Source organism: Caproicibacter fermentans, assembly GCF_009746625.1.
In the GTDB taxonomy this organism is placed as follows: domain Bacteria; phylum Bacillota; class Clostridia; order Oscillospirales; family Acutalibacteraceae; genus Caproicibacter; species Caproicibacter fermentans.
This window is the reverse complement of the sequence record NZ_VWXL01000052.1, coordinates 136,848-159,793: the sequence shown is the minus strand read 5'-3', so window position 1 is coordinate 159,793 and position 22,946 is coordinate 136,848. Positions and strand designations below refer to the sequence as shown.

The window sequence follows — 22,946 nt, the reverse complement described above, 5'->3', positions numbered from 1 at the left end:
TCCGGATTCGCTTTTAAGTCCATGATAGGGCCCGCCCCGTCTTTTGTCAATCAAATATGCAAAAAGGCCGGTCCCGCCTCACGCGGAACCGGCCGAACCGTTCCTTTACTGTGTTTCTCCCTTATCCTCCATCAGCTTCACGCTGACTTCTCTGGTCGTTCCGGCCTTGCCGCCGCCGCCCGTTTCCGAAAGAGAAGTGGCAAAAAGCTTCAGCTTGATCACATCGCCGGGCTTATGCCGGTTCAGAATGGCGTAGAGGCCGTCCAGATCCGCGATTTTCGTGCCGTCCGCCTCGGTAATGATGTCGCCCTGAACCACGCCGGCGTCTTTCAGGGAGCTGTCGTCATCGACCGACTGTACCAGAACGCCCTGCGGGAAGCCGTAAATCTGCGTGTACATGTCCTGAACCGTCGAAGCCTTGATTCCGAGCCGGGTGCGGCCGGACACATAGCCGTGGGCGACCAGGTCGTCGATGATGGTTTTCGCGCGGCTGACCGGAATCGCGAAGCCCATGCCTTCGTAGCCCGTCGCGACGATTTTGTTGGAGTTGATGCCGATGACCTGGCCGTACAGATTCACCAGCGGTCCGCCGGAGTTGCCGGGATTGATCGCCGCGTCCGTCTGAATGTAGGTCATGCCGTTGTCGCTGTGCTCCTCGATCGAACGGTCGAGGGCGGAGATGTATCCGCCGGTCAGGGAACCCGCGAAGCTGAGCCCGCCGGGATTTCCGATCGCGATGACCCGGTCGCCGACCTGCATGCCGTCCACGGTGCCGAACGTCGCCGGAGAAAGACCGGACGCATTGATTTTGAGGACCGCAAGGTCGGAAGTCTTGTCGTATCCGACCACCTTCGCCTCATAGGCCTTATTGTTGTGCAGGACCACCTTGACGGGGTAGTCTTTGGAGTAATTGATCACGTGCGCGTTGGTCAGGATATATCCGTCGGAGGACGCGACGATGCCGGTCCCCTCGCTGGTGCCGCTCTGCTGAATCGTCGTCTGCACGCCGACCACGCTCTGAATTACCCGCTTGTAGACCTCCGTTGCGGAAAGTTCGCTCCCCGACGGATGCGGCTGCACCGTGATTCCGCCGGAAGCGGAGTTCGTCCCGTCGCCTTCCACGCCCCCGATGAGCTGTTCCGGCGCCGAGGAAGAGGCCGCGCCGCTGTTCTGCCCGCCCTGAACGGAGGACGATGCGGAGGAGGCCGAATTCTCTTCCGGCAGCTGATTCGACACGCGGTAGCCGTAAATCCCGGTTCCGACGATCAGTCCCACAACCACAACGCCCAAAACCCAGAAGAATGCCTTCAGGCCTTTGCTCATTTTTTTGGGCGGCTCCGGCGGGCGGCCCGGCTGCTGTCCGTACTGCCCGTTATAGGGATAATTCCAGTAGGACTGGCCGTACGGGTTGTCATACTGCTGCCCGCCGTTCTGCTGCGCCCCGTATCCGCCGTAATTCTGCTGCCCGTAGGGATTGCCTCCCTGCTGCCCGTACGGCGAGCCATAGGGCGAACCGTAAGGCGAACCGCCGTAGGTGCCGTAACCGTTTCCCTGACCGTAGGGGCTGCCGTACTGTCCATAGGGCGCGTCCTGCTGCCGTCCGGGCTCCTGGGCGGGCGGCGGGGCTTCCTCCTGCGGTTCCGAGGACCGCTCCTCCTGCGGCTGCTCCGGGGCGGCCGGCTGGGTCCCCCCGCCCGGTTCCTCCCGGGATGCCTCACCGTTTTCCGTCTGTTCCCGGGAATCCTGTGTCTCCTGATCTTCGCCGTCCTGCCGGCGGTCTCCGTATTCCCATGGGTCTTTTTCACTGTTTGGGTCAAAACCGTTATCGTTCATAAAAAAGCCCTTTCATTTCTTTTTTGGGTTCGCTTTTGGCTCTTCGCCCCGGGTTTCCACCAGACGGCGTTCCTCGCGGATTTTTTCCTTGTGCCTGGGCAGCCAGAACTCAAACCGGCAGTTCTTATGCCAGACGCTCCGGGCGGTAATTTCCCCGCCGTGCAGCCGGATGATCGTTTTGACGATATAGAGTCCAAGCCCCATGCCGTTTTTGTCCTGGCTGCGGGATTTGTCGGTCTTATAAAAACGCTCGAAGACCATCGGCAGTTCGTCCGGAGAGATCCCGTCGCCGCTGTTTTCCACGGAAACCGTGGTACGGTCCGGTTCCTCCCGGATTCCGATTTCGAGGTAGCCGCCTTCATTTGTAAATTTTACGGCGTTGTCGATCAGATTATACACGACCTGATGAATCATGTCGGGGTCTCCGTCGACAAACAGGCTTTCGGCGTTTTCCAGTCCGCGCACTTCGATCTTTTTGTCCTCAATCGCCTTTTCAAACGACAAAAGCGCGGAAAGCACGGTGCCGGTCAGGTCGAACCGGGCGGGGCGCAGCTTCAGCTCCCCGCTGTCGATGCGGGAAAGGTCCAGCATGGTGCGCACTAGGCGCGACAGCCTTTTGACCTCCTGCGAAACAATGCCCAGGTACTGCCCCTCTTTTTCAGCCGGGATGGTCCCGTCCAGAATTCCGTCGATGAATCCGGCGATCGTCGTCATCGGCGTCTTCAGCTCGTGCGAGACATTCGCGATAAAATCGCGCCGCACATGCTCCACCGAAGCGAGGGAATCCGCCATGTTGTTAAAAGCCACCGAAAGCTGCCCGATTTCATCCTGGCTGGTGACCGGCACGCGCACCGAGAAATTCCCTTCGCCGAAACACCGCGCCGCCGCCGCCATGTTGCGCAGCGGCTGCACCAGCCGGAAAGAAAACAGCCAGATCACGCAGAACGAAACCGCAAACGCGGCGAGCGCGGCCAGAATGATCATTTTCATGATGTCAAGCCGGAACGCGTTGAAGGTTTTCACGCTGTACGCGGCGAACACCGCCCCGATCTGCACGGGGGTCCCGTTCACCGCAACCGCAATCGGTTCCCCGACGATATAATACCGCTGGTCGTAAAAACCGTCCATGGTACCCTGCGCCGTGTACCCGCCGTTCAGCGCCTTCTGCATGATCGCCGCGCTGACCTTCCTGGTGCTGTCCACATTCCCGCCGCTGCCGTAGGCGGCCAGCAGGATCTGCCCGTTCTGCTTGGTCACGAAAATATCCGAGTCGATGTTGTCGGCGAACGCGAGGATAAAGGTCTGCATCCTCATCCCGTCCACCTGGTATTCGTTCCGGTTCACCGTGATGACGCTGTCCGCGGCGATTCTTGCGACGCTCTGCGCGTTTTTGCGCAGAAGGTCCTGTTTTTCAGACTGCCAGTAGCCTGATATCGCAATCAGCATGACGAAGCTGAGCAAAAAGAAGCTGACGATGATGACCAGGGAGGTAATCCGCAGGTATTTTTTAAACAGGGTTTTTTGCATTGCATCCCCCCGGAGGCGGTTCTCCGGTTATTCCTTTACCTCAAATTTATAGCCGACGCCCCAAACGGTTTTCAGTTCCCACTGGTCGGAAACTCCCTCCAGCTTTTCGCGCAGGCGTTTGACGTGAACGTCAACCGTACGGCTGTCGCCGTAATAATCGAATCCCCAAACCTCGTCAAGAAGCTGGTCGCGCGTGAAAACCCGGTTCGGGTTGCTCGCCAAGTGATAAATCAGTTCCATTTCCTTTGGCGGCGTGTCGACCTGAACGCCGTTGACCTTCAGCTCGTAATTGGTCAGGTTGATGGACAGCTTGTCGAATTTAACCTCTTTTACGCTTTCGCCGCCGTTTTTGCCCAGCCGGCGCAGCACGGCCTTGATGCGCGCCACAACCTCCTTTGCCTCAAACGGCTTGACGACGTAATCGTCCGCGCCGAGCTCCAGGCCCAGCACCTTGTCGAATACTTCCCCTTTCGCGGTCAGCATGATGATCGGGCACTGCGATTTTTTGCGGATTTCCCGGCAGACCTGCCAGCCGTCCAATTCCGGGAGCATGATGTCCAGCAGAATCAGGTCCGGGTTTTCCTTTTCAAATTCTTCCAGAGCCTTTTTTCCGCTGCCCGCCAGAACCACGTCGTATCCCTCTTTTTCCAGATACAATCGCAGCAGCTCGCAGATGTTCTGGTCATCGTCCACCACAAGGATCTTTCCCGCCGCCATTTTTACGTCCTCCCTCGTCATTTACTTCGGCCGCCCGGCCGCGCTTTTTCATGAAATCAGTGCTTTCTTTAGGATGTACACTATTTTGATTATAATAGATTTCCAGAAAAAATGATGAATATATTTTAAAAGTTTTTCGCGAAAACTGCAAAAAACGCGGCAGCAATCGATTGCGCCGCGCTTTTGCATCAATTCGTCCGTCAGCCCGAGGCAAGCTTCTGAAACAGGCGCCAGGACGCTTCCCAGTAGCCGTCGTGCTTTCCGTCGACCGCGGAGCCCTGATAGATCCTCAGCGAAAGGCCAAGCCCGTCCATCGGGTTCACCCCGTCCGAGCCCTGATAAGAGAGACCGGAAAGCGCCTTGAGTTCGGAAACAGGAACCCGCATCCCCTCTGGACCGTTTTCTCCCTTTTCCGGCGTGCTGCCGTCCGTCTTCGCAAACATCTGAATTTTTTCCTGCTGCTGTGCAAAGGAATCCTCATCGGTGAAAAACAGCATGCTTTCGCCTGTGGAAAGGTCCGCCTCCAGCTTCACCTGGCCTGCAATCTGCGCCTGGGTCCCGCCGCCGTTCGGCTCGACCGTGTAGTTGTTGATCTGAACGATCACGCGCCCGTCGCCGTTTAAATCTTCCCCGTATTTTTCAATCTGTTTCTGCAGCAGATCGATGGCGTCCTGCGGACAGGTGTACGCCGTGATCATCCCGATCTCATAATCCGCTTTCGGCCGCATCATGTCGCGAATCAGGAAAGAGGCGACGACGACCGCCAGCAGAAGCACCAGTATATGCCACTTATGATAATACCAGAAATTTTCCGCCTTCTTCTTCGGCGTTTCCGGGGCGGGCGCGGGCTGTTCCGGCCCGTTCCCGTCTTCCTGGAGCAGGAGACCTTCCCTTGCCATTTCCGATCAATCCTCCCGCGGCTTCATTGTGGGGAACAAAAGCACATCGCGAATCGAGGCGCTGTCCGTCAGCAGCATCACAAGGCGGTCGATGCCCATGCCCATGCCGCCGGTCGGCGGCATTCCGTATTCCATCGCCGTGAGGAAATCCTCGTCGATCACATCGGTTTCCTCCTCGCCCGAGGCGCGCAATTCCGCCTGATGCACAAAACGGCCGCGCTGGTCGATCGGGTCGTTCAGTTCCGAATAGGCGTTGGCGAATTCGCAGCGGTTGATAAACAGCTCGAAGCGTTCCACCAGCTCCGGCATGCCGCGCTTGCGCTTTGTCAGCGGAGAAACCTCCACCGGATAGTCGTAAATGAACGTCGGCTGGACGAGCTTATCCTCGACGGTCGCCTCGAAGGCCTTCGCCATGATGTCGCCCCATCTGTCGGCGGAACCCAGCTCCAGGTGAAGCTGACCCGCAACCTCGCGCGCCTTTTCGTCGTCGCCCTTAAACGAGAGGAAATCAATCCCCGCGTATTTCTGAATCGCGTCGTTCATCGAAAGGCGGGTAAACTGCCCGGAAAGGTCGATCTCCTCCCCCTGCCAGGTGACACGCTCGGTGCCGCAGGCCTTCCTGGCGCATTCCTGAACCAGCAGCTCGGTGCGGTCCATCATGCCGTGGTAGTCGGTATAGGCCTCGTACAGCTCCAGGCTGGTGTACTCCGGACTGTGCTTCACGTCCATGCCCTCGTTGCGGAAGCAGGGGCCGATTTCATACACCCGCTCCATGCCGCCGACGATCAGGCGCTTCAGGTGCAGCTCCGTCGCGATGCGCAGGTACAGGTCCATATCGAGGGTATTGTGGTGGGTAACAAACGGGCGGGCCGCCGCGCCGCCCGCAACGGTGTTCAGGACCGGCGTTTCGACTTCCACATAGCCCAGGCCGTCCAGCACGTCGCGGATGGCGCGGATGATGGCGCTGCGTTTTAAGAACGTCTCCCTGACTTCCGGGTTCATGATCAGGTCGAGGTACCGCTGGCGGTACCTCAGGTCCGTGTCCTTCAGCCCGTGAAATTTTTCGGGCAGCGGCAGCAGGGATTTGGAGAGCAGGCGGATTTCTTTCGCGTGAACGGAAATTTCGCCGCGGCGCGTTTTAAACACATAGCCCTTTACGCTGATAATGTCGCCGACATCCCAGTAATTTTTCAGGTCGGTATAGCTTTCCTCGCCGACCTGGTCGATTTTCATATAGACCTGAATCCGTCCGCTGCGGTCGGCAAGGTCCATAAACCCGGCCTTGCCCATATCGCGCCAGCCCATAATCCGGCCCGCGATGCATACGTCCTGATTTTCCAGCTCCGCGAAACGGTCGCGGATTTCCTGCGCCGAGCGGTCGTGGGGGCAGGTGGTGATATAAAAGGGATCCTTGCCCGCCTGCTGCAGCGCGCTCAGCTTGTCCCTTCGGATTTCGGTTTCGCTTCTGTTTTCCGGATTTTCTGTCAGTCCCGTTGTACCGTCGCTCATGTTCATTCTCCTATATCAAGTAATAATTTCCATCCGGTCCGTTTGCGCCGAAAAGCCCCCCGATGCAGGGATCGGCGGGCGGCGCGGAAAAAAGGCAGGAGCGACCGTCACAACAGCCTCCCCTGCCCGCAGTTTTATTTGGATATGGCTAAAATCTCATATTCCATTACGCCGGCGGGCACTTCCACCGTAACCTTGTCGCCGATTCCGTGATCCAGGATTGCTTTCCCGACCGCGGATTCGTCAGAGATGCAGCCGTTAACCGGGTCAGCCTCGTTGGAGCCTACCATCCGGTAATTGACCACCCTGCTGCTTCCGGTTTCGGGGTTGACAACGCGCAGCTCCACTTTGGAGCCGATATGAACATTCTCGCTGCTCAGTTCGCTTTCATCGAGGACCCGGACATTTTTCAGCAAAACCTCAATATCCGCGATGCGCGCCTCAATGATCGCCTGCTCGTTTTTCGCTTCGTCGTACTCGCTGTTTTCGGACAGGTCGCCAAACGAAAGGGCAACCTTGATTTTCTCGGCAACTTCTTTTCTTTTAACGCTTTTCAGTTCCTCAAGCTCGTTCTCCAGCTTTTCAAGGCCTTCCTTTGTCAGGACTACCTGTTTGACCATTTTACTACCACCTTTTACTCTTTCGCGAAATTCAGGCGCTCCGCCGGAATAATTCTATTATAGTGAGCCGGGTCCGTTCTGTCAATAAATCCGCGGGCGAAAATCCGGCGGCGTCAATCTGCCGGACTTTGCGACGTGGCCGCGCCGGATGAGGAAGAAGTCCCCGGCACCTGCCGCACGGCGGCTCCCTGGCGAATCAGCGCGGTGACGCCCGCCTGAATCTGCGGGTCCTCCGCAAACGGCAGCCGGCTGCGGATCAGCTTGTTTTCCTGTTCCGCGGTCAGGCTTTTGTTCATATCCGCCCCGATTCCGGTCCCGTTAAAAGTCTTCCCGCCAAGGGTGAGATAATCCGCGACGGAAAGAATCATGGCAGAGCCGTCGGAAAGCGGAACCGCCTCGTCCTTTGTTCCATAGCCGGCCGTCTTTTCCCCCACCAGCAGGCCCTTTTTAAAATCCCTGATATCCGCGGCAAAAATTTCGGCCGCTCCGTAAGTGCTGCCGTTGATCAGAACGCTGACCGGCAAATCGACTTCGCCGGATTTTGAGGCGTACTCCACCGTGACCTTTCCGCTTTTATCCCGGCTGCTGACCGTGTTTCCGGCGGGCAGCAAAACGTCCAGCACCTTCGCGGCCGCCTCTACGCTGCCGCCCGGATTGTTGCGCAGATCCACGACGAGGCCGCAGGCGCCTTCGCCGAGGAGCTTATTGAGCGACGAGCTGAACTTCGCGGGCGTGTCCTGCGTAAATTCCGAAATTTTCAGATACGCGGCGTTCCCGTTGATCATGGAATGGGTGACGGTTTGTTCCGTATACTCCGCGCGCGTGACGGTCAGCGTCATGCGCTCCGACGCGGCGGCCGCGGAGGAAGACGAGGAGACCGGCTGCGCTTTCGGGCGCAAAACGCCCAGCGCCACCTTGGTTCCCGCCGTGCCGTCCAGCTTGTTCAGCGCGTCGCCGTAGGTAATGCGCACAATTTCCTTTCCGTCCATCGTCACAATGACGTCGCCCTTTTTGATTCCCGCCTTCTCCGCCGGGGAATTCGGCAGCACCTCCGTTACCTCCATGTTTCCGTCCTCATCCTGAACGGTTTTAATGCCGACCCCGATGCTTTTGGAGGAATTTGCCGCCAGATACTCCTTGTACTTCCGGGCGGAGAGATACTGGGCGTGCGAATCCCCCAACCCCGCGACGTACCCGGCGCAGATGCCGTCCGTCAGGGAGGCGTCGTCGATCGTGCCGATGTAGTCCTGCCGCGCCTTCTGGTCGATTTCGCTCAGCTTCTGGTACATGGCCTGCCGTTCGTTGATATCGGCCACTTTGGAATTAAAGCTGTTCATGGCGTAAACGTAGGTGAGCGAAACCGTGACGGCCGCCGTGACGGCCGAAATCGATATCGCCGCTCCCAGCGGGAATTTTTTGCCCATTGCCTTCAGTCCTTATCGATTACTTTGTAAACCAGTTCATCGGGTTTTTCGCGACGCCGTTCACGCGGATCTCAAAATGGCAGTGCGGTCCGCTGGACTGGCCGGTGGAACCGACGTAGCCGATGACCTGCCCCTTCGTCACCTGCTGCCCTTTGCTGACCGCCACGCGGCTCATGTGGCCGTACAGCGTGGAATACCCGCCGCCGTGGTCGATGGCGACCACGTTGCCGTACCCCCCGTAGCCGGTGCCGTACTGGCCGTAACCCGCCTGGATGACTTTGCCGGAGTCCGCCGCGACGATCGCCGCGCCGTAGATGCCGGACCGGGAAATATCGATCCCTTTGTGGAAGCCGCCCCAGCGTGATCCAAACGGGCTGGAAATACTCGTACAGCTCGGCACCGGCCAGGTAAAGTTGCCCTTGCTGATATAGCCGCCGCTGCCGGAGGTCCCGCCGCTGTTTTTCTTTAACGATTCATAGTACTCCCGGTACCATTGGTCGACCGCGGCCGAGGCCTCGTCCTCCTGCTTGGCAAGCGCTTTGCTCTGCGCCTGCGCCGCGGATTCATCGGAAGCAATGTCGGCAAGGGCGCTGTTCGCCTCATTGATATAGCCGGTCAGTTCGGACTGTTTCTTATCGTATTCCTTTTTGCTTTCCGCCACGGCGGCCCTTTGCTTTTCTATCTCCGACTTCTGGTCCGAAACGGACTTCATTTCGTCCTTAAGCTGGTTGATCAGGTCCGTGTCGTGCTGGGTAATCGCCTGCAGGACCTCGGCCTTGTCCGCCAGGTCCATCACGCTCTTCGCGTTCAGAATCACTTCCAGGGTGGAGGCGTCGCCGGTCAGATAAATGGCGTAGAGTCTGTCCTTCAGCTTTGCAAGGTCCGTGTCGATACTCTTCTGCTTCTGCGCGATCTGATCCTCTTTCTCTTTGATATTGCTGTTCAGATCTGCGATCTGATCGTTCAGATTGTCAATTTGTTCCTCTACCGTACTAATTTGCGAAGTCAGCGCGTCTTTATACTGCTGTTTTTTTGCTTTGTCGTTTTTCAGGCTTTTAATCTGCGCGTCCACCTGCTCCTTTTTCTGCTTGAGCGCGCTCTGCCTTTTCTGCAGCTGGCTCAGGGTGGAAGCCTGCGCCGGCTTTACCGCCGGCACGGAAAGGACCATCAGAAACGCCGCCAGCACCGCCGCGAGGATTTTCATTCCTTTGTTACCATTCAACGATCTCGCCTCCCTCTTTCTTCAAATATTTTCCGATGGAAATCGCTCCGCCGACCGCCCCGAACAAAGAACCGGCCAGCAGAAACATCAGCGTGATCTTCCACTGGATCGGCCCGACCGAAATCGGTGAAAAAACCGTGATGGAGGTCAGCGTGCCGGTAAGCTTGTCGTAAAGGAACCGCAGGATCAGGCTGCCGACCCCGCCCGAAATCAGGCCGATGATAACGCCCTCCACAACAAACGGCACGCGCACGAACCAGTTGGTCGCGCCCACGGATTTCATGATGCTGATTTCCAGTCTGCGTGAAAACATGGTCACGCGGATCGTATTTGAGATAATAAACAGGGAAACCAGACTGAGCAGCAGGATAATCCAGAACCCGACGGTCGTCACCAGCCGGTCCAGGCTGGTCAGCTTTGCCGCGATGTCGGAGTAGTCGTTAATCGAAGAAACCCCGTCGATTTTTTTGATCTGTTCCACCGTATCCTTGTATTTTGACAGATCCTTAAAGGAAACCTGAAACGCGTCCGGCAGAGGGTTGTCCTTTCCGGTCATATCCTTGATCAAAGAGGAGTCCTTGTCGCCGAGCATTCCCATAACCTTCTGGATCGCGTCGTCTTTCGAAACGAATTGGCAGCTTTTAATGTTGTCCAGCTTTTTAATCTCTTCGCCCGCCTTGAGGGAAGCCAGAACGGGCAGATCCTTGTCCATATAAATTTTAACGGAGTTGCTGCCTTCCACCGAGGCCATCGCGGCGCTGATATTCATGGAGAACAGCGTCGCGGCCCCGGTCAGAAGCAGGCAGGAAACCAGCACGCCGATCGACGCGAGCGACATGGTGCGGTTGCTCCAGATGTTCCTGACGCCTTCCCGCAGCAAATAGCGGATATTGTTAAGCATGGCGCACCTCCCAGTTGCAGCTGTCCGCAACAACGGTGCCGCCGTGTATTTCAATCACCCTGCGCCCGAAATGCTTGACGAGGGAATGTTCATGCGTCACCATCAGAATGGTGGTTCCGCGCTTGTTGATTTCACTGAACAGATCGACGATTTCAAAAGAGAGCGCCGGGTCGATGTTTCCGGTGGGCTCGTCCGCGATCAGCAGGCGCGGAGAATTAATCAGCGCCCTCGCAAGGCCCACGCGCTGCTGCTCCCCGCCCGAAAGCTCGCGCGGATGGCAGTCCGCCTTGTTCTGAAGATTGACAAGGCCCAGTATGTATGGCACGCGCCTGCGGATTTCACGGCTGGAAGCGCCGACGACATGCATGGCGAACGCCACGTTTTCATAAACCGTCATTTTCTGAATCAGGCGGAAATCCTGAAACACCATCCCCATTGTGCGCCTTAAATACGGCACGTCTCCCCGTTTGAGTTCATTCAGCTTCTGCTCCCCCACGACGATCTCGCCTTCGCTCGGCCGCTCCTCGCAGGTAATCAGCTTTAAAAAGGTGCTTTTCCCCGCGCCCGACGACCCCACGATGAATACAAATTCGCCGTCATTAACGTGAAGGTTGACATTGCTCAGCGCTTTCGTGCCGTTGGAATAGATTTTACTCACGTCCTGAAATTCAATCAATTCCATCTCTCCATATCTTCAAATTCCCATTATTTTCCCTGTTTTTACCACTTTTGGGGCGCAAAAAAGAAAGCCCGTTGGTACGTTTACATAATACCAACGGGCTCTGATAATATAATTCTTTATTAGAAAACTTTGTAATATTTTTGTAATTTTTTATTCTGTTAAAATTTAACCGGGTTGGAGGAAAGATATTTCTTTACCATTAACGCAACCTTGAAAATAATGGCGTCTTCGAATTCCCGCAGATCCAGTCCGGTGATTTTCTTAATCTTCTCCAGACGGTATACCAGCGTGTTGCGGTGGACGAACAGCTTGCGCGAGGTTTCGGAAACATTCAGGTTGTTTTCAAAGAAGCGCTGAATGGTAAACAGGGTTTCGTGGTCCAGCGAATCGATGGAGCCGCGCTTGAAGACCTCCTTCAAAAACGCCTCGCACAGCGTTGTGGGCAGCTGGTAAATCAAACGCGCAATGCCCAGGTTGTCGTAGCTGACGATCAGCCGCTCGGTGTCGAACACCTTTCCGACCTCCAGCGCGACCTGTGCTTCCTTAAATGAACGCGCAAGATCCTTGATGCCCGAAACGATGGTTCCGATGCCGACGACGCAGTGGGTGTAAAACTCGCTGCTGAGCGTGTCGACGATCGACCCCGCCAGCTTATCCAGGTCTTTCATTTCGATGCCGGGCTTGACTTCCTTCACGAGCGCAATGTCGGTTTCGTTGATGTTGATGATGAAATCCTTGTTCTTGTCCGGGAACAGGTTCTGGATGACGTCAAAAGCAGAAATATCCGATTTGTTCGTAATTTTGATGAGCATGCACACGCGGCTGACATCTGAATTGAAGCGAAGCTCCCGTGCCTTCAAATAAATGTCTCCGGGCAGGATATTGTCCAGGATAACGTTTTTAATAAAGTTGCTTCGGTCGTACTTTTCATCGTAGTACTGCTTGATGCTGCTGAGCGAAACGGCCAGAAGCGAAGCGTACCGGCCGGCCTCCGGGTCGCTGCCTGAAACAAACACCGCGTATTCCGGGCGCGGGCGGTTGCCGAAAGACCGGTAGGTATAACCGTTGACCACAAAGGTACCGGGCGCGGCCAGTGTTTCCGCCGTGATGCTGTCGTTCACTTCCCCGATCCGCCCTAGCTCGCTGCAGGCGATAATTACGGAGGTTTCGTCGATCACACCGATGGTGCGGTCGATCGCATCCTTCATTTGATGGATTACACCCTGAAACAGCCTGTTAGACATGGCATTCCCTCATTTCCAATCTATCTGAACTTAAACTAATACAAACAGCCATTCTGTATCCATTTTACATAAAGATGAATAAGATTTCAACCGTATCTTTCATATTATCGGAAAAAAAACAGCAAAATATTGCTTTATGCGGAAAAAAAGCATATGAAATTTTCTCCATCCAAGAAAAACGCCGCGCGGGCGCGTCTGCGCCCGCGCGGTGTTAGCCCGGCAGAACAACTCAGTTTAAAATGGTCTTTTCGGTTTCCTTGTCAAACAAATGCATCTTGTTCAGCTCAAACGCAACTTTGATGCGGTCGCCGGATTTTGCCTTCGACGCGGGGTCGACCCGCGCGGTGATGTTGACTCCCTCGCAGTTTAAGTACAGGTAGGTTTCCGCGCCCATCAGCTCGGTAACCTCAACGTCCGTTTCCACAATGCCCTCGGTCGCCTTTTCCAGGAACTCCGGCTCGTCGTGTACGTTTTCGGGGCGGATTCCGAGAACAACCGCCTTGCCGGCGTAATCCTTCAGCGCGTCGTCCTTGCTTTTGTCCGCGGGAACGGGAATGCTGTACCGGCCGAATTTAAACTCGTAACTGGAGCCGTTCTTTTCCAGGGTGCCGTCCAAAAAGTTCATCTGCGGCGAGCCCATGAATCCCGCGACAAACTGATTCACCGGGAAATCATACAGGTTCTGCGGCGTATCCACCTGCTGGATGAAACCGTCCTTCATCACGACGATGCGGTCGCCCATGGTCATGGCCTCCGTCTGGTCGTGCGTGACGTAAATGAAAGTCGTGCCCAGTCTTTTGTGCAGCTTTGCGATTTCCGTCCTCATCTGGGCGCGCAGTTTCGCATCCAGGTTGGAAAGCGGTTCGTCCAGGAGGAAAACCTTCGGGTTGCGGACGATGGCGCGGCCCAGCGCGACACGCTGCCGCTGCCCGCCGGAAAGAGCCTTCGGCTTGCGGTCCAGAAGATGAGAAATATCCAGATTCCGCGCGGCTTCTTCCACGCGGCGCTTAATTTCGTCCTTGGGGATTTTGCGCAGCTTCAGGCCAAACGCCATGTTGTCGAAAACCGTCATGTGCGGGTACAGAGCGTAGTTCTGGAACACCATCGCGATATCGCGGTCTTTCGGCGCCACATCGTTTGAAAGCGAGTCGCCGATGTAGAGCTCGCCCTTGGTGATTTCCTCCAGCCCCGCGATCATCCTCAGCGTGGTGGACTTGCCGCAGCCGGAAGGCCCGACCAGAATGATGAATTCCTTATCCTTGATTTCCAGATTAAAGTCCGTTACCGCCGTAACATTGCCGCTGTAAACTTTATAAACATTTTTTAAAGTTACACTCGCCATAAACACAAACCTCCTGTTTCATCCGTTCTCAGCAGAAAGCAGTTTAAAACTAAAACTGTTTCTCTCAGTGGAATCATCATAACAGAACTGCCAATGGAAGAACAGATTCTTTTTACCCAAAGTTTCTTTTGCCGCTTTATATAAATCCGATAAATCACAAACCGAAGATTTGATTTTCGTTAATTTTAGCCCGCGGTCACGTGCAAAAACGCGATTGGTTTTCGTGCATTTTATCCATGTTCCTCTCCGAGCGCCAGCGAAACTTCTTCCGGGCTCAGCTCCCGCACGGCGCCCTCCGGCAGTTTCGGGTCCAGTGAAAGGCCGCCGATCTGTATCCGGCGCAGCGACAAAACAAGATTCTCCCTTGCCAGGAACATCCGTTTAACCTGGTGAAATTTTCCTTCCCTCACCTTGACCAGCGCCAGCGGATGTTCCCCCTCCCGCAAAACCGAAAGCTCCGCGGGCAGGCAGGTCATCCCGTTCCCCAGCGTCACGCCCCGGCGGAACGCAAGGATGTCCCCCTGCGAAACCGGGGAATCCAGCTCCGCCTCATACCATTTCATCACATGGCTTTTCGGGGCGAGCATGCGGTGCGCGAAAGCGCCGTCGTCCGTCAGGATGAGCATCCCGCGAGTGTCCTTATCCAGCCTGCCGGCGGGAAAAATCCCGCGCCGCCGGAGCCGGGGCGGCAGCAGGTCCACCACCGTGCGGACGCGCGGGTCGCGCGAAGCCGACAGAACGCCGACCGGCTTATTCATCATCAGATAGATAAATTTTTTAAACTCAAGGATTTCGCCGTCCACCGTGATCACGTCCGAGTCCGGGTCCGCTTTCTGTTCCGGCCGCTTCACCGCGACTCCGTTTACATTCGTCCGCCCGGAACGAATGATCGCCCCGACCTCTTTCCGGCTGCCCAGATTCTGGGAAGCCAGGATTTTATCCAGCCGCTGCATCGCCATGCCTTTTGTCCCCCTTCCGTCGGAATCAGTATATCCGTTCCGCCGGAAAAGATCAAGGCGGCGGTTTCTCCGGACAGAAAGCGACTTTCGCAGCCGCAGAGCAGAAATATTTTCTAAACTGGGGAAAAGTGCCCCTTAACCATAATTTCTTCAATTTATTTAGTTTGTCCTCAGACCGCACGGGCCCCTACTTTCGTCCTCAAACGAAAGTAGGCAAAGGTTGAGTAGGGGGGGGCAGCGTGACGCTGCATCCAAAGTGTCGGTAACAAGAGCGGCGAGAGAAAGTAAAGCAAAACACGATTCTTCAGCCGTGGGCGCCGTAGGCGAGTAAGGGCCGGATGGCCTCCCCCCTACACCCCCGACTACCGTCATACAACACAGAAATGTTCTTGTAACGCAGTGCTTTTCCTTGACGGTTCCCATTTGTTTTCTGCGTGCTTATTAGAAAAGCACACAGGAAATTGAGAGATCGAAAGTGAGCTTTTCCAAAGTTGAGCGAGGTTGGAATATCGACGGCTTGAGTCAAGGCAAGCTAACGAATTGCAGTTTCCCTAAAATAAAGCAGTGGCTTTTCTCCGGAGCCCCCGTCGTCAATGAGAAGCAGAATGCTTTAAGAACATTGCTTTTCCCGTTGACAGGTGCCGGGGGGCGTCGGGGGGGACGGTTGGAGCCCTCCCTACGGGAGTTTGAAGTCCCCCCCGACCCGTACTTTGCATACTTTCGTACGGGACCGAAAGTATGGGCCCGTGCGGCCTGAGCACAAACTGAAAATAAGAAATAATTTGGGTTAAGGGGCACTTGGCCCCAAGAAGAATTAAAAAGAATAAAATAGAAGGATTAAGGCCGCGTAGCGCGATAGACGCTTTGCGTCCCTGTCCGGCCTGAGGACAGAGTAAATTAATAGAAATCATTAGGGTTAAGGGGCACTTGGCCCCAAAAATAAAAAAGCCCGCGCTGCAGTTGAAAATTAAAGAAATTAAAAGATAAAAGCGGCGAACCGCCGCCGCTTTCATACGATAAAAATATTTAGTTGAATTTTGGAAAATAAAGGATTATAATGAGATTGCAAGGCAAATAAAAAGCGCAATGCAGAGACAGAGTGTTAGCGCACTCTGCCCCCTGCATACGGAGCACCAGCCTCCATATACCACGGAATTCACCGCGCATTGCAGAAACCATTATACTTCCTTTTTCCGTTTTTGTACAGAGGGAAGAAAGATGGTCCACAGCCTGATTGCGCGCGCGCCGGTGTATGGAATGACCTTTTTCCGTACCGGCGCTTTTTGTTTTCTTGCGGGTAACGGCTGTCGCGCCTCGCAAAGGGTGAACTCCTCGGCAGGCACGCGGCGGCATGTTCCCCGCCGGCAAAACTGATGTTTGTGAAAAGAACTGTGGAAAAAGTAATGCAAACCCTACCATACCCGGCGCGCGCGGAGCGTTTTTGCCGGCAAAAGGGAGCACGGCGCCCGTTCGGCGGGCGCTGTGCTCCTGATTTTTTTTGCCGGTCCGTCCGGGTGGGGGCGCGCCCCGTGGTTTCAGCCTGCTCAGTCCGTCGGCCACGCGTTCGCGGGAATTTCCGACGAAGCCTTCGACTGCGCTTCCTCCACTTCCGATGAAACCGTCCGGGCCGGGGCCATGGTCAGCGCGTCGTCGGTCCCCCGCGCGAGAGTCGGTTCGTTGACGCCGTAGTCGTTGCTGTCGAGCTGCCCGTCAAAGCCGGTCATAAAGCCGTCCAGCGCCGGCGTGCAGAGGTCGCCGCCGACGACCTTGCCGTCGTAGACGAGCAAAGTTCCCCGCATGATCTCCTGTTCCGGGAAATTCGTGATTTCATACACCCACTGCTTGCAGGTTTTGCCCGCATAGGGGGTGAGGTCGAGCCCCTGCTCCTGCTGAATGTTGTTGTATTTGGTGTAGACGTCGTCAAATGTCTGCGGGATCGTGACTTCGCCGTCGGAAACCGACTGCGGCTTTACCTCCCAGCCAAACTGCTTAAAAAAGGCGATGCGCTCTTCGTTGGTCGAAGCGGCCAGGCTGTATTTTTTGCCGCTGTTGTCGGCTTCCGGCGCGGAGTTGTTCAGCTTCACCGCGACAATGGCAGCGGTGACCACCAAAAGTACGGCCGCAAGAACGGCGATTGTTTTCCTTTTTCCCGTTTTAACCGAAATTACAAACATAATTCCGCCCCCTCAGGCAAATACATATGCCGGGGGGGCGGAAAAGATTCTCAGTTTCGGCGGCATTGCCCTGCCGCTGAAATAAAAATTAAGCGGGATCAGGCGTCCGCGGTCTCCGCGGAGGTGGAGGATTCCATGACCTTCTGCGCGACCTGCGGCGGAGCCTCCTCATACCGCGCGAAGGTAAAGGTAAACGAGCCGCGGCCCTGCGTCACCTGACGGACGAAGGTGGTAAAGTCGTGCATTTCCGACTGGGGAACGTCGGCCTCGATGGTCTGCGTCCCCGCTCCGGCCGGCTCCATGCCAAGCACGCGGCCGCGCCGTTTGTTGATTTCGCCCATCAGGTCGCCCATGTTGTCGTCGGGCACGGTGCAGCGCAGCGTGCCGATCGGTTCCAGCAGAACGGGGGAAGCCTTCGGCATCCCGGTTTTGTACGCGAGCGCCGCCGCCATTTTGAACGACATTTCGGATGAATCCACCGGATGATAGGAGCCGTCGTAAAGCGTCGCCCGCAGCCCGACCACCGGGTACCCGGCGAGCGGCCCCCGCTCGATGCACTCGCGCAGACCCTTTTCCACCGCCGGGAAAAAGCTCTTCGGCACCGAGCCGCCGACCACGCGTTCCGCGAATTCCAATCCCTCGGCCTCGCACGGCTCAAATTCGATCCAGACGTCGCCGTACTGCCCGTGGCCGCCGGTCTGCTTTTTGTACTTGCCCTGCACCTGCACCTTTTTGCGGATGGTTTCGCGGTAAGCGACCCGGGGCGTTTCCAGCTGAATCGCCACGCCGAACTTCTTCTTCAGCTTGGAGGCGAGCACGTCCAGATGCTGTTCGCCCATGCCGGAAACAATCATCTGGTGCGTTTCCGCGTTGGTGGAAAAGCGCAGGGTGGGGTCTTCCTCCGTGAGCCGTATGATGCCCTGCGCCACCTTATCCTCTTCCCCCTTGGCCTTGGGCAGAACCGCCATGGAAAGGGAGGGAGCCGGGTACTCGACCGGGGCGAGCTTCACCCGGCGCTCGGGGGAACAGAGCGTGTCGCCGGTTTTCGCCGAAAGCTTCGGCACCGCGCCGATGTCCCCGGCCGCGAGGTACGGGACGTCCTCCTGCTTTTTGCCGCGCGGAACAATCGTCTTCCCGACGCGTTCCGGCTGGCCCGTCGTCAAGTTGACCAGCCCGCTGTCGGAAGAGATTCTTCCTGCGATGACTTTTAAGTAGGATAACTTCCCGATAAACGGGTCCGCGACGGTTTTAAAGACGACCGCCGCCGAGGGCGCCGTTTCGTCCACCGCAAGTTCAACCGGGTTGCCCTCCTCGTCCGTTCCGGTTTCGCCGCTTTTTTCCGCCGCGGAGGGCGCGAGCCACACAAGGCCGTTTAAAAGCTGGTCAATTCCGTTTAAGAGAAGCGCGTCTCCGCAGAACACGGGGGAGACCGCCCCGGTTTTCACGCCCTTGCTGATTCCGACGATCACTTCCTCCGGCGTAAAGCTCTCGCCGGAAAAATATTTGTCGAACATGTCGTCGCCCGTTTCCGCAACGGCTTCGTAAATCGCGGTGCGCAGGCCCTCCAGCCGCGTGCCCATATCCGGCATTTTCACCTCGACCGCTTTTCCGTCATGGTATTCGTACGCCTTGTATTCCAGCACGTTGACGTAGATATTCGCCTTTCCGTTCTGGATATACGGCACGACCACCGGGCACACCGACGGGCCGAAATAGGATTTCAGGTTTTCAAACACCTTGTAAAAATCCGCGCTTTCATCGCACAGGCCGTTGACGAAAAAGATTTTGGAAAGCCCGCGCGCGTCCGCCGCGGCTGCGGCCTTTTCGGTTCCGACCGCGACGCCGTCTTTCCCGGAGACCGCCACCAGCATGCAGTCGGCGGCTCGGACCGCCTCGCACAGGCCGCCCTCAAAATCGAACAGGCCGGGCGCGTCCAGCAGGTTGATCTTGTTGTTTTTCCATTCGAGCGGAGCCACCGAAGTCAATACGGACGTTTTCCGTTTGATTTCCTCCGGGTCGAAATCGCAGACGGTGTTTCCCTCACCGACCTTCCCCAGGCGGTCGGTGGCGCCGGAAAGATACAGCATCGCCTCGGCAATGCTGGTTTTTCCCGCGCCGCCGTGTCCCGCGAGCGCAATGTTTAAAATGTGCTTCGCCTCATATTGTTTCATAATAGCAGCTCCTTTCAGAGGTTGAAAATTCATGAGATCAAACATCCAATTACTCAACCGAATTTATGATAATTATAGCTTGTTGCTATAAAAATTACAATGGATCCGGTTAATTTTGTTTGCTTTGCGCAGCACAATTCTCACGCGGAATTTTTGGCACTGTTGGACAAAAAAAGCCCGCCGGCTGCCCGGCGGACTTCCTTTTCAATTCAAAGGGACGCTTCGGATCCGTCCCGTTTTTCAATCAAATCCAGGCAGGTTTGCAGCGCGTCTTTCCCCGGTTCGCAGGGAACATCCGGCGTTGTGCCGACCTCCTCGTTGCTGCCGCCGTCCGGGTTCAGCCCCAAGCTGGCGGAAAACCGCAGGCAAATTCCCGAGTTCGGCAGGACAAAAATCAGCGGGTCGATTCCGATTCCGTCACCGTTCGTTGGGTCCCCGACGATCGTCGCAAAGCCGGTCTGCTTGCAAAAATGGGCAAAGCCCTCCGCCGAAGAATTTCTACCGCTTTTGAAACAAATCTTTTGTCGCTAACCCGTTTGCCTTAGCCTGCTGCCGCCAGCCGATTTCCGCCGCCGTCTTATAGGCAATTCTGGGATAATTCGGGCTGGTAAACAAATCTTCCCCGCCCGACAAAGTACCGACGCTTTCGGCCAACTGCTTCAGTGCGGCGGAAAAGTTCTTTTTTGGTCCTTTTCCCGCAGGAACATTGGCAATGCCCGGCAGCATTCCACCGCCGCCGAGGCCGACTCCGCGCCCCCAGACAAGACCCGATTTTTCGCACCAGTTCCGCATCATGTGCAGCGCGTGCCGGTTCTGCAGCCCCTCGTAAAACCCGCAGTTGACAACGGCGTACACCGTCGGGGGATGCTCGCTTTTGCGGAAGGATTCCTCCAGACCTGCCATGCAGTTCAGAAGATGGGAGGGAATGCCGTCCACATAAAGCGGGAACGCGAACACCAGCGCGTCCTGATTCGCCAGCTCCTCCGTGTTTTCCGGCAGCGCGGGGGTGTGGAATCCGTACTCCGTGACGGCGTGCTCCGCGAGCAGGCCTTTCAATTCTTCCAGAATCACGCCGGAGGCGCTGTCCTTTAATTTCGGGCTTGCATTGATCAATGCGATTTTCATGACAGCACCCCCTTAAAATCTTCCGCGCGCTCCGCGAAATGAACCTCGCCGGCCGTACCGTTGAGGTTTACCGTGTTGGCCTGCACCATCTCCCGCGCGGTCTGCCGCTCTGTTTCCGTCATATTTTCCCCGTAAAAACAAACCGACAGTTTAAAACGGTTGTCGTATCGGCCTTTGTGGTGCATTTCTCCGTTGCGGATGGTAAAGTCCGGAAGACTGTACGAAATGTTTCTGTCTACTACATTTTTGACGAATGGGCTGAATCCGCCGTAAAAGCACCTGCTGATCAGAATCAGCTCCTCGCACTGTGCCAGCAGTGCGCTCACGGTTTCGTATCCGTCGTGAATGACGCACTGCCCCGGGGTTTTGACCCAGCAGCCGAAGCAGCCGACACAGTGGCGAATCTTCCCATTGTCGGAAATCACGCGGATTCCGGATTGCTTCGGGAGGATTGTTTCCGCCTGCTCCGGCGTCAGATCATGAATGATCAGTTTCATTTGTTGTTCAACCTTTCTTCGCCGGAACGGTTTCCGGCGCGATTCTCGAGTTCCTTACGGTTCCCGCAGGCGCGAGGCTTTTCTCCGGACGACGGCCCCGCGGAATTCTCTTCTTTCCGGATTTGGTTCAAAAAGGAGAAGAACGCGAAATCCACCTGCGGATGAATATCCTCAAACGGAAGATTTGCCGCTTCCGCCGCAAGCATGCAGGCGATCCCGTGCGTATAAATCATCATGCTCATATAAAGCCGCCGGGCGCCCGCTTCCGTAAGGCCGAGCGTCGATTTTATTTCCTGCGTAACGCCGTTCACCGCGCATTGGCGGTAAACCTCCTCAAAGGTGTTTGCCTTCATGTAGGGCGAGAGGAACAAAAACCGAAACAGGTTCTTTTCCTCCTTTGCAAAGGCCAAATGGCATTTGCCGGCGGATTGGAACCGCTGCTCCGGGTTCGACCGTTCTTCGATGAATCGGTATAAATACCGGCGGCAGCCCTCAAACAGCTGCGTCATCAGTTCTTCCATCCCGCCGAAATAGCTGTAAATCGGCTGGACGGAGCACCCCGCCTCTTCCGCGATTCTTCGCGCGTTCAGCTCGCCGGCCCCCTGCTCCCGCAAGACCCGGAACGCAGCCCTCAGAATTTCTTCTTTCGACGTCTTTTGCTTCGGCAATTCGAACCACCCTTATATTACGTTTGTTATATAACACTTGTAATATATAATATTCCGCGCCGTTTGTCAAGCTCAGATAAGTGAAATCCCAAAACGGCTTCAAAAAAGCCCGGGCGCACGAAGGAACCGGCGCCGGGGCTTTGCAAGAGCCGAAAAATACTGTTGAAATCTGGAAAAAACAGGTTTATAATGAAAATTGCAGGGCAGAAACAAAAAGTGCAAAGCAGGAACAGGGTGTCGGAAGCACCCTGCCCCCTGTATACGGAGAGCACTCTCCATACACAACGGTTTTCACCGCGCAATGCAGGACTTATTATACTTCCTTTTTCTGTATTTGTACAGAGGGGGGAAAGAGTTCGCAAGTCCGTTGAGATTGCACGCGCGCACCGGTGTATGGAATGAAAAAATTCCGTACCGGTGCTTTTTGTTGCCTTGCGGGGGCAGCGTACCGCGATTCATTTTCGCACGGGAAGTCCGGAAAAGCTTTGCGGGACCGTTTGTCCCCGCCGGCGGCGGGTGTGTGCCTGAAAGGGCGCGGTGAAAGGAAGTAAAAATAAAAGCGTCGTCCCGCGGTTTTGCGGAGCTTAGGCAAGCTTCGGCAGAGCCGACGGGCCGGCGCGCCGGAATCGGGACCGACCCGGCCTGTGAAACGCGAACGCGCGAAGGGGCCGGAAAAGACCGCCGACGGCGAAGAAAAAAAGGAGCGGAACGCCTCGTTTGGGCGTTCCGCTCCCGCTTTTTGATCAGATTGCGCCGTCCCTGCGGTCCCTTCCCTTTTTCACGTTTCGTCTTGTCAGGGCAAGGGCGACGGCCACGGCGACGGAAAAGCAGAGGCAATCGATCAGCAGACAGACCGCAGCGGCAAATCCGCCGCCGGCCGAAAGGTTCCCGTACCCCGGATGAATTCTGTTCATCCAGTCGTAAAGAAAATTCGACTGCCGGTAACAGAAAAAAACCGCGATTGCCGCCGGAAGGGAAACGAGCCATTTGTAAAAGACATGCCGTCTGCTGTCCGCCGCCAGCAGAAGCCCCAGCGCGGCGTTGGTCAGCAGGGCGGAGCCAAACATAATCGAAAAGAAAAAATCACGAGTCAGAAACGTGAGCACCAGCGTCCAGTAAAAAGCGGAAACAAACAGAACACCGCAAAGCAGACTTTTGCCGATTTCTTTCAGATTCATTTTTTTCCTCCGTTCGAAAGGTCCATCCGGACCGGACGCGCCCGCGGCGTTCCCGACTTTAGCCTTCCGGGAGTGGCTACCCTCTATCCCGCCCGGCTAAGCCGTAAACTCTTGCTCCGTTCCCCGCGGCGGGCCGTTGGTGGTCCATCCGGGCCGGACGCGCCTGCGGCGTTCCCGGCTTTAGCTTTCCGGGAGTGGCTACCCTCTATCCCGCCCGGCTAAGCCGTAAACTCTTGCTCCGTTCCCCACGGCGG

General features: G+C 56.2%; 20 protein-coding genes and 1 pseudogene. All 21 read right to left on the bottom strand.

Annotated elements, in window-relative coordinates; translation table 11 throughout:
* Positions 1–105: 105 nt before the first annotated feature.
* Positions 106–1,833, bottom strand: a complete 1,728-nt coding sequence (locus CAFE_RS08565; protein ID WP_156990353.1) for a S1C family serine protease — start codon at positions 1,831–1,833, stop codon at positions 106–108.
* Positions 1,834–1,845: 12 nt separating this feature from the next.
* Positions 1,846–3,360, bottom strand: coding sequence for a sensor histidine kinase (locus CAFE_RS08560; protein WP_066645660.1), 1,515 nt, complete (start codon positions 3,358–3,360; stop codon positions 1,846–1,848).
* A gap of 27 nt (positions 3,361–3,387) precedes the next feature.
* On the bottom strand, positions 3,388–4,077 hold the full coding sequence (locus tag CAFE_RS08555; RefSeq protein ID WP_066645658.1) for a response regulator transcription factor: 690 nt from the start codon (positions 4,075–4,077) through the stop codon (positions 3,388–3,390).
* A 200-nt stretch (positions 4,078–4,277) separates the two neighbouring features.
* Positions 4,278–4,976: a hypothetical protein gene (locus tag CAFE_RS08550; protein WP_156990352.1), complete on the bottom strand. Its 699-nt coding sequence runs from the start codon at positions 4,974–4,976 to the stop codon at positions 4,278–4,280.
* 6 nt (positions 4,977–4,982) lie between these two features.
* Positions 4,983–6,491, bottom strand: a complete 1,509-nt coding sequence (lysS, locus tag CAFE_RS08545) for a lysine--tRNA ligase (protein ID WP_156990351.1) — start codon at positions 6,489–6,491, stop codon at positions 4,983–4,985.
* 128 nt (positions 6,492–6,619) lie between these two features.
* Complete coding sequence (greA, locus tag CAFE_RS08540) at positions 6,620–7,105, bottom strand: transcription elongation factor GreA (protein ID WP_066645652.1); 486 nt, start codon at positions 7,103–7,105, stop codon at positions 6,620–6,622.
* Between the two features lie 113 nt (positions 7,106–7,218).
* On the bottom strand, positions 7,219–8,529 hold the full coding sequence (locus tag CAFE_RS08535; protein ID WP_156990350.1) for a S41 family peptidase: 1,311 nt from the start codon (positions 8,527–8,529) through the stop codon (positions 7,219–7,221).
* Positions 8,530–8,548: 19 nt separating this feature from the next.
* On the bottom strand, positions 8,549–9,751 hold the full coding sequence (locus CAFE_RS20050) for a murein hydrolase activator EnvC family protein (RefSeq protein WP_228724956.1): 1,203 nt from the start codon (positions 9,749–9,751) through the stop codon (positions 8,549–8,551).
* Positions 9,741–10,652 (bottom strand): permease-like cell division protein FtsX, encoded by a 912-nt coding sequence (ftsX, locus tag CAFE_RS08525; protein ID WP_066645644.1) that lies wholly within the window; start codon positions 10,650–10,652, stop codon positions 9,741–9,743. The genes CAFE_RS20050 and ftsX overlap by 11 nt, the downstream gene beginning before the upstream one ends.
* Positions 10,645–11,328: a cell division ATP-binding protein FtsE gene (gene ftsE / locus CAFE_RS08520; RefSeq protein WP_066645639.1), complete on the bottom strand. Its 684-nt coding sequence runs from the start codon at positions 11,326–11,328 to the stop codon at positions 10,645–10,647. Before ftsE ends, ftsX begins: the two co-directional genes overlap by 8 nt.
* A gap of 164 nt (positions 11,329–11,492) precedes the next feature.
* Entirely contained in the window at positions 11,493–12,578 is a 1,086-nt protein-coding gene (locus tag CAFE_RS08515; protein ID WP_066645637.1) for a PucR family transcriptional regulator, read from the bottom strand.
* Positions 12,579–12,807: 229 nt separating this feature from the next.
* A complete protein-coding gene (locus CAFE_RS08510) occupies positions 12,808–13,920 on the bottom strand; it encodes an ABC transporter ATP-binding protein (protein ID WP_066645635.1) in 1,113 nt (370 codons plus the stop codon).
* A gap of 230 nt (positions 13,921–14,150) precedes the next feature.
* Complete coding sequence (locus CAFE_RS08505; protein ID WP_156990349.1) at positions 14,151–14,879, bottom strand: pseudouridine synthase; 729 nt, start codon at positions 14,877–14,879, stop codon at positions 14,151–14,153.
* A gap of 1,544 nt (positions 14,880–16,423) precedes the next feature.
* Positions 16,424–17,053: a DUF4830 domain-containing protein gene (locus CAFE_RS08500; protein WP_066645630.1), complete on the bottom strand. Its 630-nt coding sequence runs from the start codon at positions 17,051–17,053 to the stop codon at positions 16,424–16,426.
* A 98-nt stretch (positions 17,054–17,151) separates the two neighbouring features.
* Positions 17,152–19,224 (bottom strand): elongation factor G, encoded by a 2,073-nt coding sequence (locus CAFE_RS08495; RefSeq protein ID WP_156990348.1) that lies wholly within the window; start codon positions 19,222–19,224, stop codon positions 17,152–17,154.
* A gap of 209 nt (positions 19,225–19,433) precedes the next feature.
* Positions 19,434–19,571 carry a hypothetical protein gene (locus CAFE_RS20045; RefSeq protein ID WP_233452756.1) on the bottom strand — a complete coding sequence of 46 codons (138 nt, stop codon included), beginning with the start codon at positions 19,569–19,571 and terminating at the stop codon, positions 19,434–19,436.
* A gap of 3 nt (positions 19,572–19,574) precedes the next feature.
* Positions 19,575–19,667, bottom strand: a pseudogene (locus CAFE_RS20040) (hypothetical protein); the annotation flags it as partial.
* A gap of 55 nt (positions 19,668–19,722) precedes the next feature.
* Complete coding sequence (locus CAFE_RS08485) at positions 19,723–20,349, bottom strand: NADPH-dependent FMN reductase family protein (RefSeq protein WP_156990347.1); 627 nt, start codon at positions 20,347–20,349, stop codon at positions 19,723–19,725.
* The gene (locus CAFE_RS08480; protein ID WP_156990346.1) at positions 20,346–20,846 is read right to left on the bottom strand and encodes a flavodoxin family protein; all 501 of its coding nucleotides are present in this window, start codon (positions 20,844–20,846) and stop codon (positions 20,346–20,348) included. The genes CAFE_RS08485 and CAFE_RS08480 overlap by 4 nt, the downstream gene beginning before the upstream one ends.
* Positions 20,843–21,514 (bottom strand): TetR/AcrR family transcriptional regulator, encoded by a 672-nt coding sequence (locus CAFE_RS08475; protein ID WP_156990345.1) that lies wholly within the window; start codon positions 21,512–21,514, stop codon positions 20,843–20,845. The genes CAFE_RS08480 and CAFE_RS08475 overlap by 4 nt, the downstream gene beginning before the upstream one ends.
* A 743-nt stretch (positions 21,515–22,257) precedes the next feature.
* The gene (locus CAFE_RS08470; protein WP_066645613.1) at positions 22,258–22,692 is read right to left on the bottom strand and encodes a hypothetical protein; all 435 of its coding nucleotides are present in this window, start codon (positions 22,690–22,692) and stop codon (positions 22,258–22,260) included.
* Positions 22,693–22,946: the final 254 nt, after the last annotated feature.

Coding starts and splice junctions, on each gene's coding strand:
- CAFE_RS08555 (WP_066645658.1), bottom strand. CDS start 4,077: ATGGCGGCGGGAAAGATCCTTGTGGTGGACGATGACCAGAACATCTGC.
- greA (WP_066645652.1), bottom strand. CDS start 7,105: ATGGTCAAACAGGTAGTCCTGACAAAGGAAGGCCTTGAAAAGCTGGAG.
- CAFE_RS08485 (WP_156990347.1), bottom strand. CDS start 20,349: ATGAAAATCGCATTGATCAATGCAAGCCCGAAATTAAAGGACAGCGCC.
- CAFE_RS08505 (WP_156990349.1), bottom strand. CDS start 14,879: ATGGCGATGCAGCGGCTGGATAAAATCCTGGCTTCCCAGAATCTGGGC.
- lysS (WP_156990351.1), bottom strand. CDS start 6,491: ATGAACATGAGCGACGGTACAACGGGACTGACAGAAAATCCGGAAAAC.
- CAFE_RS08500 (WP_066645630.1), bottom strand. CDS start 17,053: ATGTTTGTAATTTCGGTTAAAACGGGAAAAAGGAAAACAATCGCCGTT.
- CAFE_RS08470 (WP_066645613.1), bottom strand. CDS start 22,692: ATGAATCTGAAAGAAATCGGCAAAAGTCTGCTTTGCGGTGTTCTGTTT.
- CAFE_RS08535 (WP_156990350.1), bottom strand. CDS start 8,529: ATGGGCAAAAAATTCCCGCTGGGAGCGGCGATATCGATTTCGGCCGTC.
- CAFE_RS08565 (WP_156990353.1), bottom strand. CDS start 1,833: ATGAACGATAACGGTTTTGACCCAAACAGTGAAAAAGACCCATGGGAA.
- CAFE_RS08560 (WP_066645660.1), bottom strand. CDS start 3,360: ATGCAAAAAACCCTGTTTAAAAAATACCTGCGGATTACCTCCCTGGTC.
- CAFE_RS08495 (WP_156990348.1), bottom strand. CDS start 19,224: ATGAAACAATATGAGGCGAAGCACATTTTAAACATTGCGCTCGCGGGA.
- CAFE_RS08550 (WP_156990352.1), bottom strand. CDS start 4,976: ATGGCAAGGGAAGGTCTCCTGCTCCAGGAAGACGGGAACGGGCCGGAA.
- CAFE_RS08515 (WP_066645637.1), bottom strand. CDS start 12,578: ATGTCTAACAGGCTGTTTCAGGGTGTAATCCATCAAATGAAGGATGCG.
- CAFE_RS08510 (WP_066645635.1), bottom strand. CDS start 13,920: ATGGCGAGTGTAACTTTAAAAAATGTTTATAAAGTTTACAGCGGCAAT.
- CAFE_RS08480 (WP_156990346.1), bottom strand. CDS start 20,846: ATGAAACTGATCATTCATGATCTGACGCCGGAGCAGGCGGAAACAATC.
- ftsX (WP_066645644.1), bottom strand. CDS start 10,652: ATGCTTAACAATATCCGCTATTTGCTGCGGGAAGGCGTCAGGAACATC.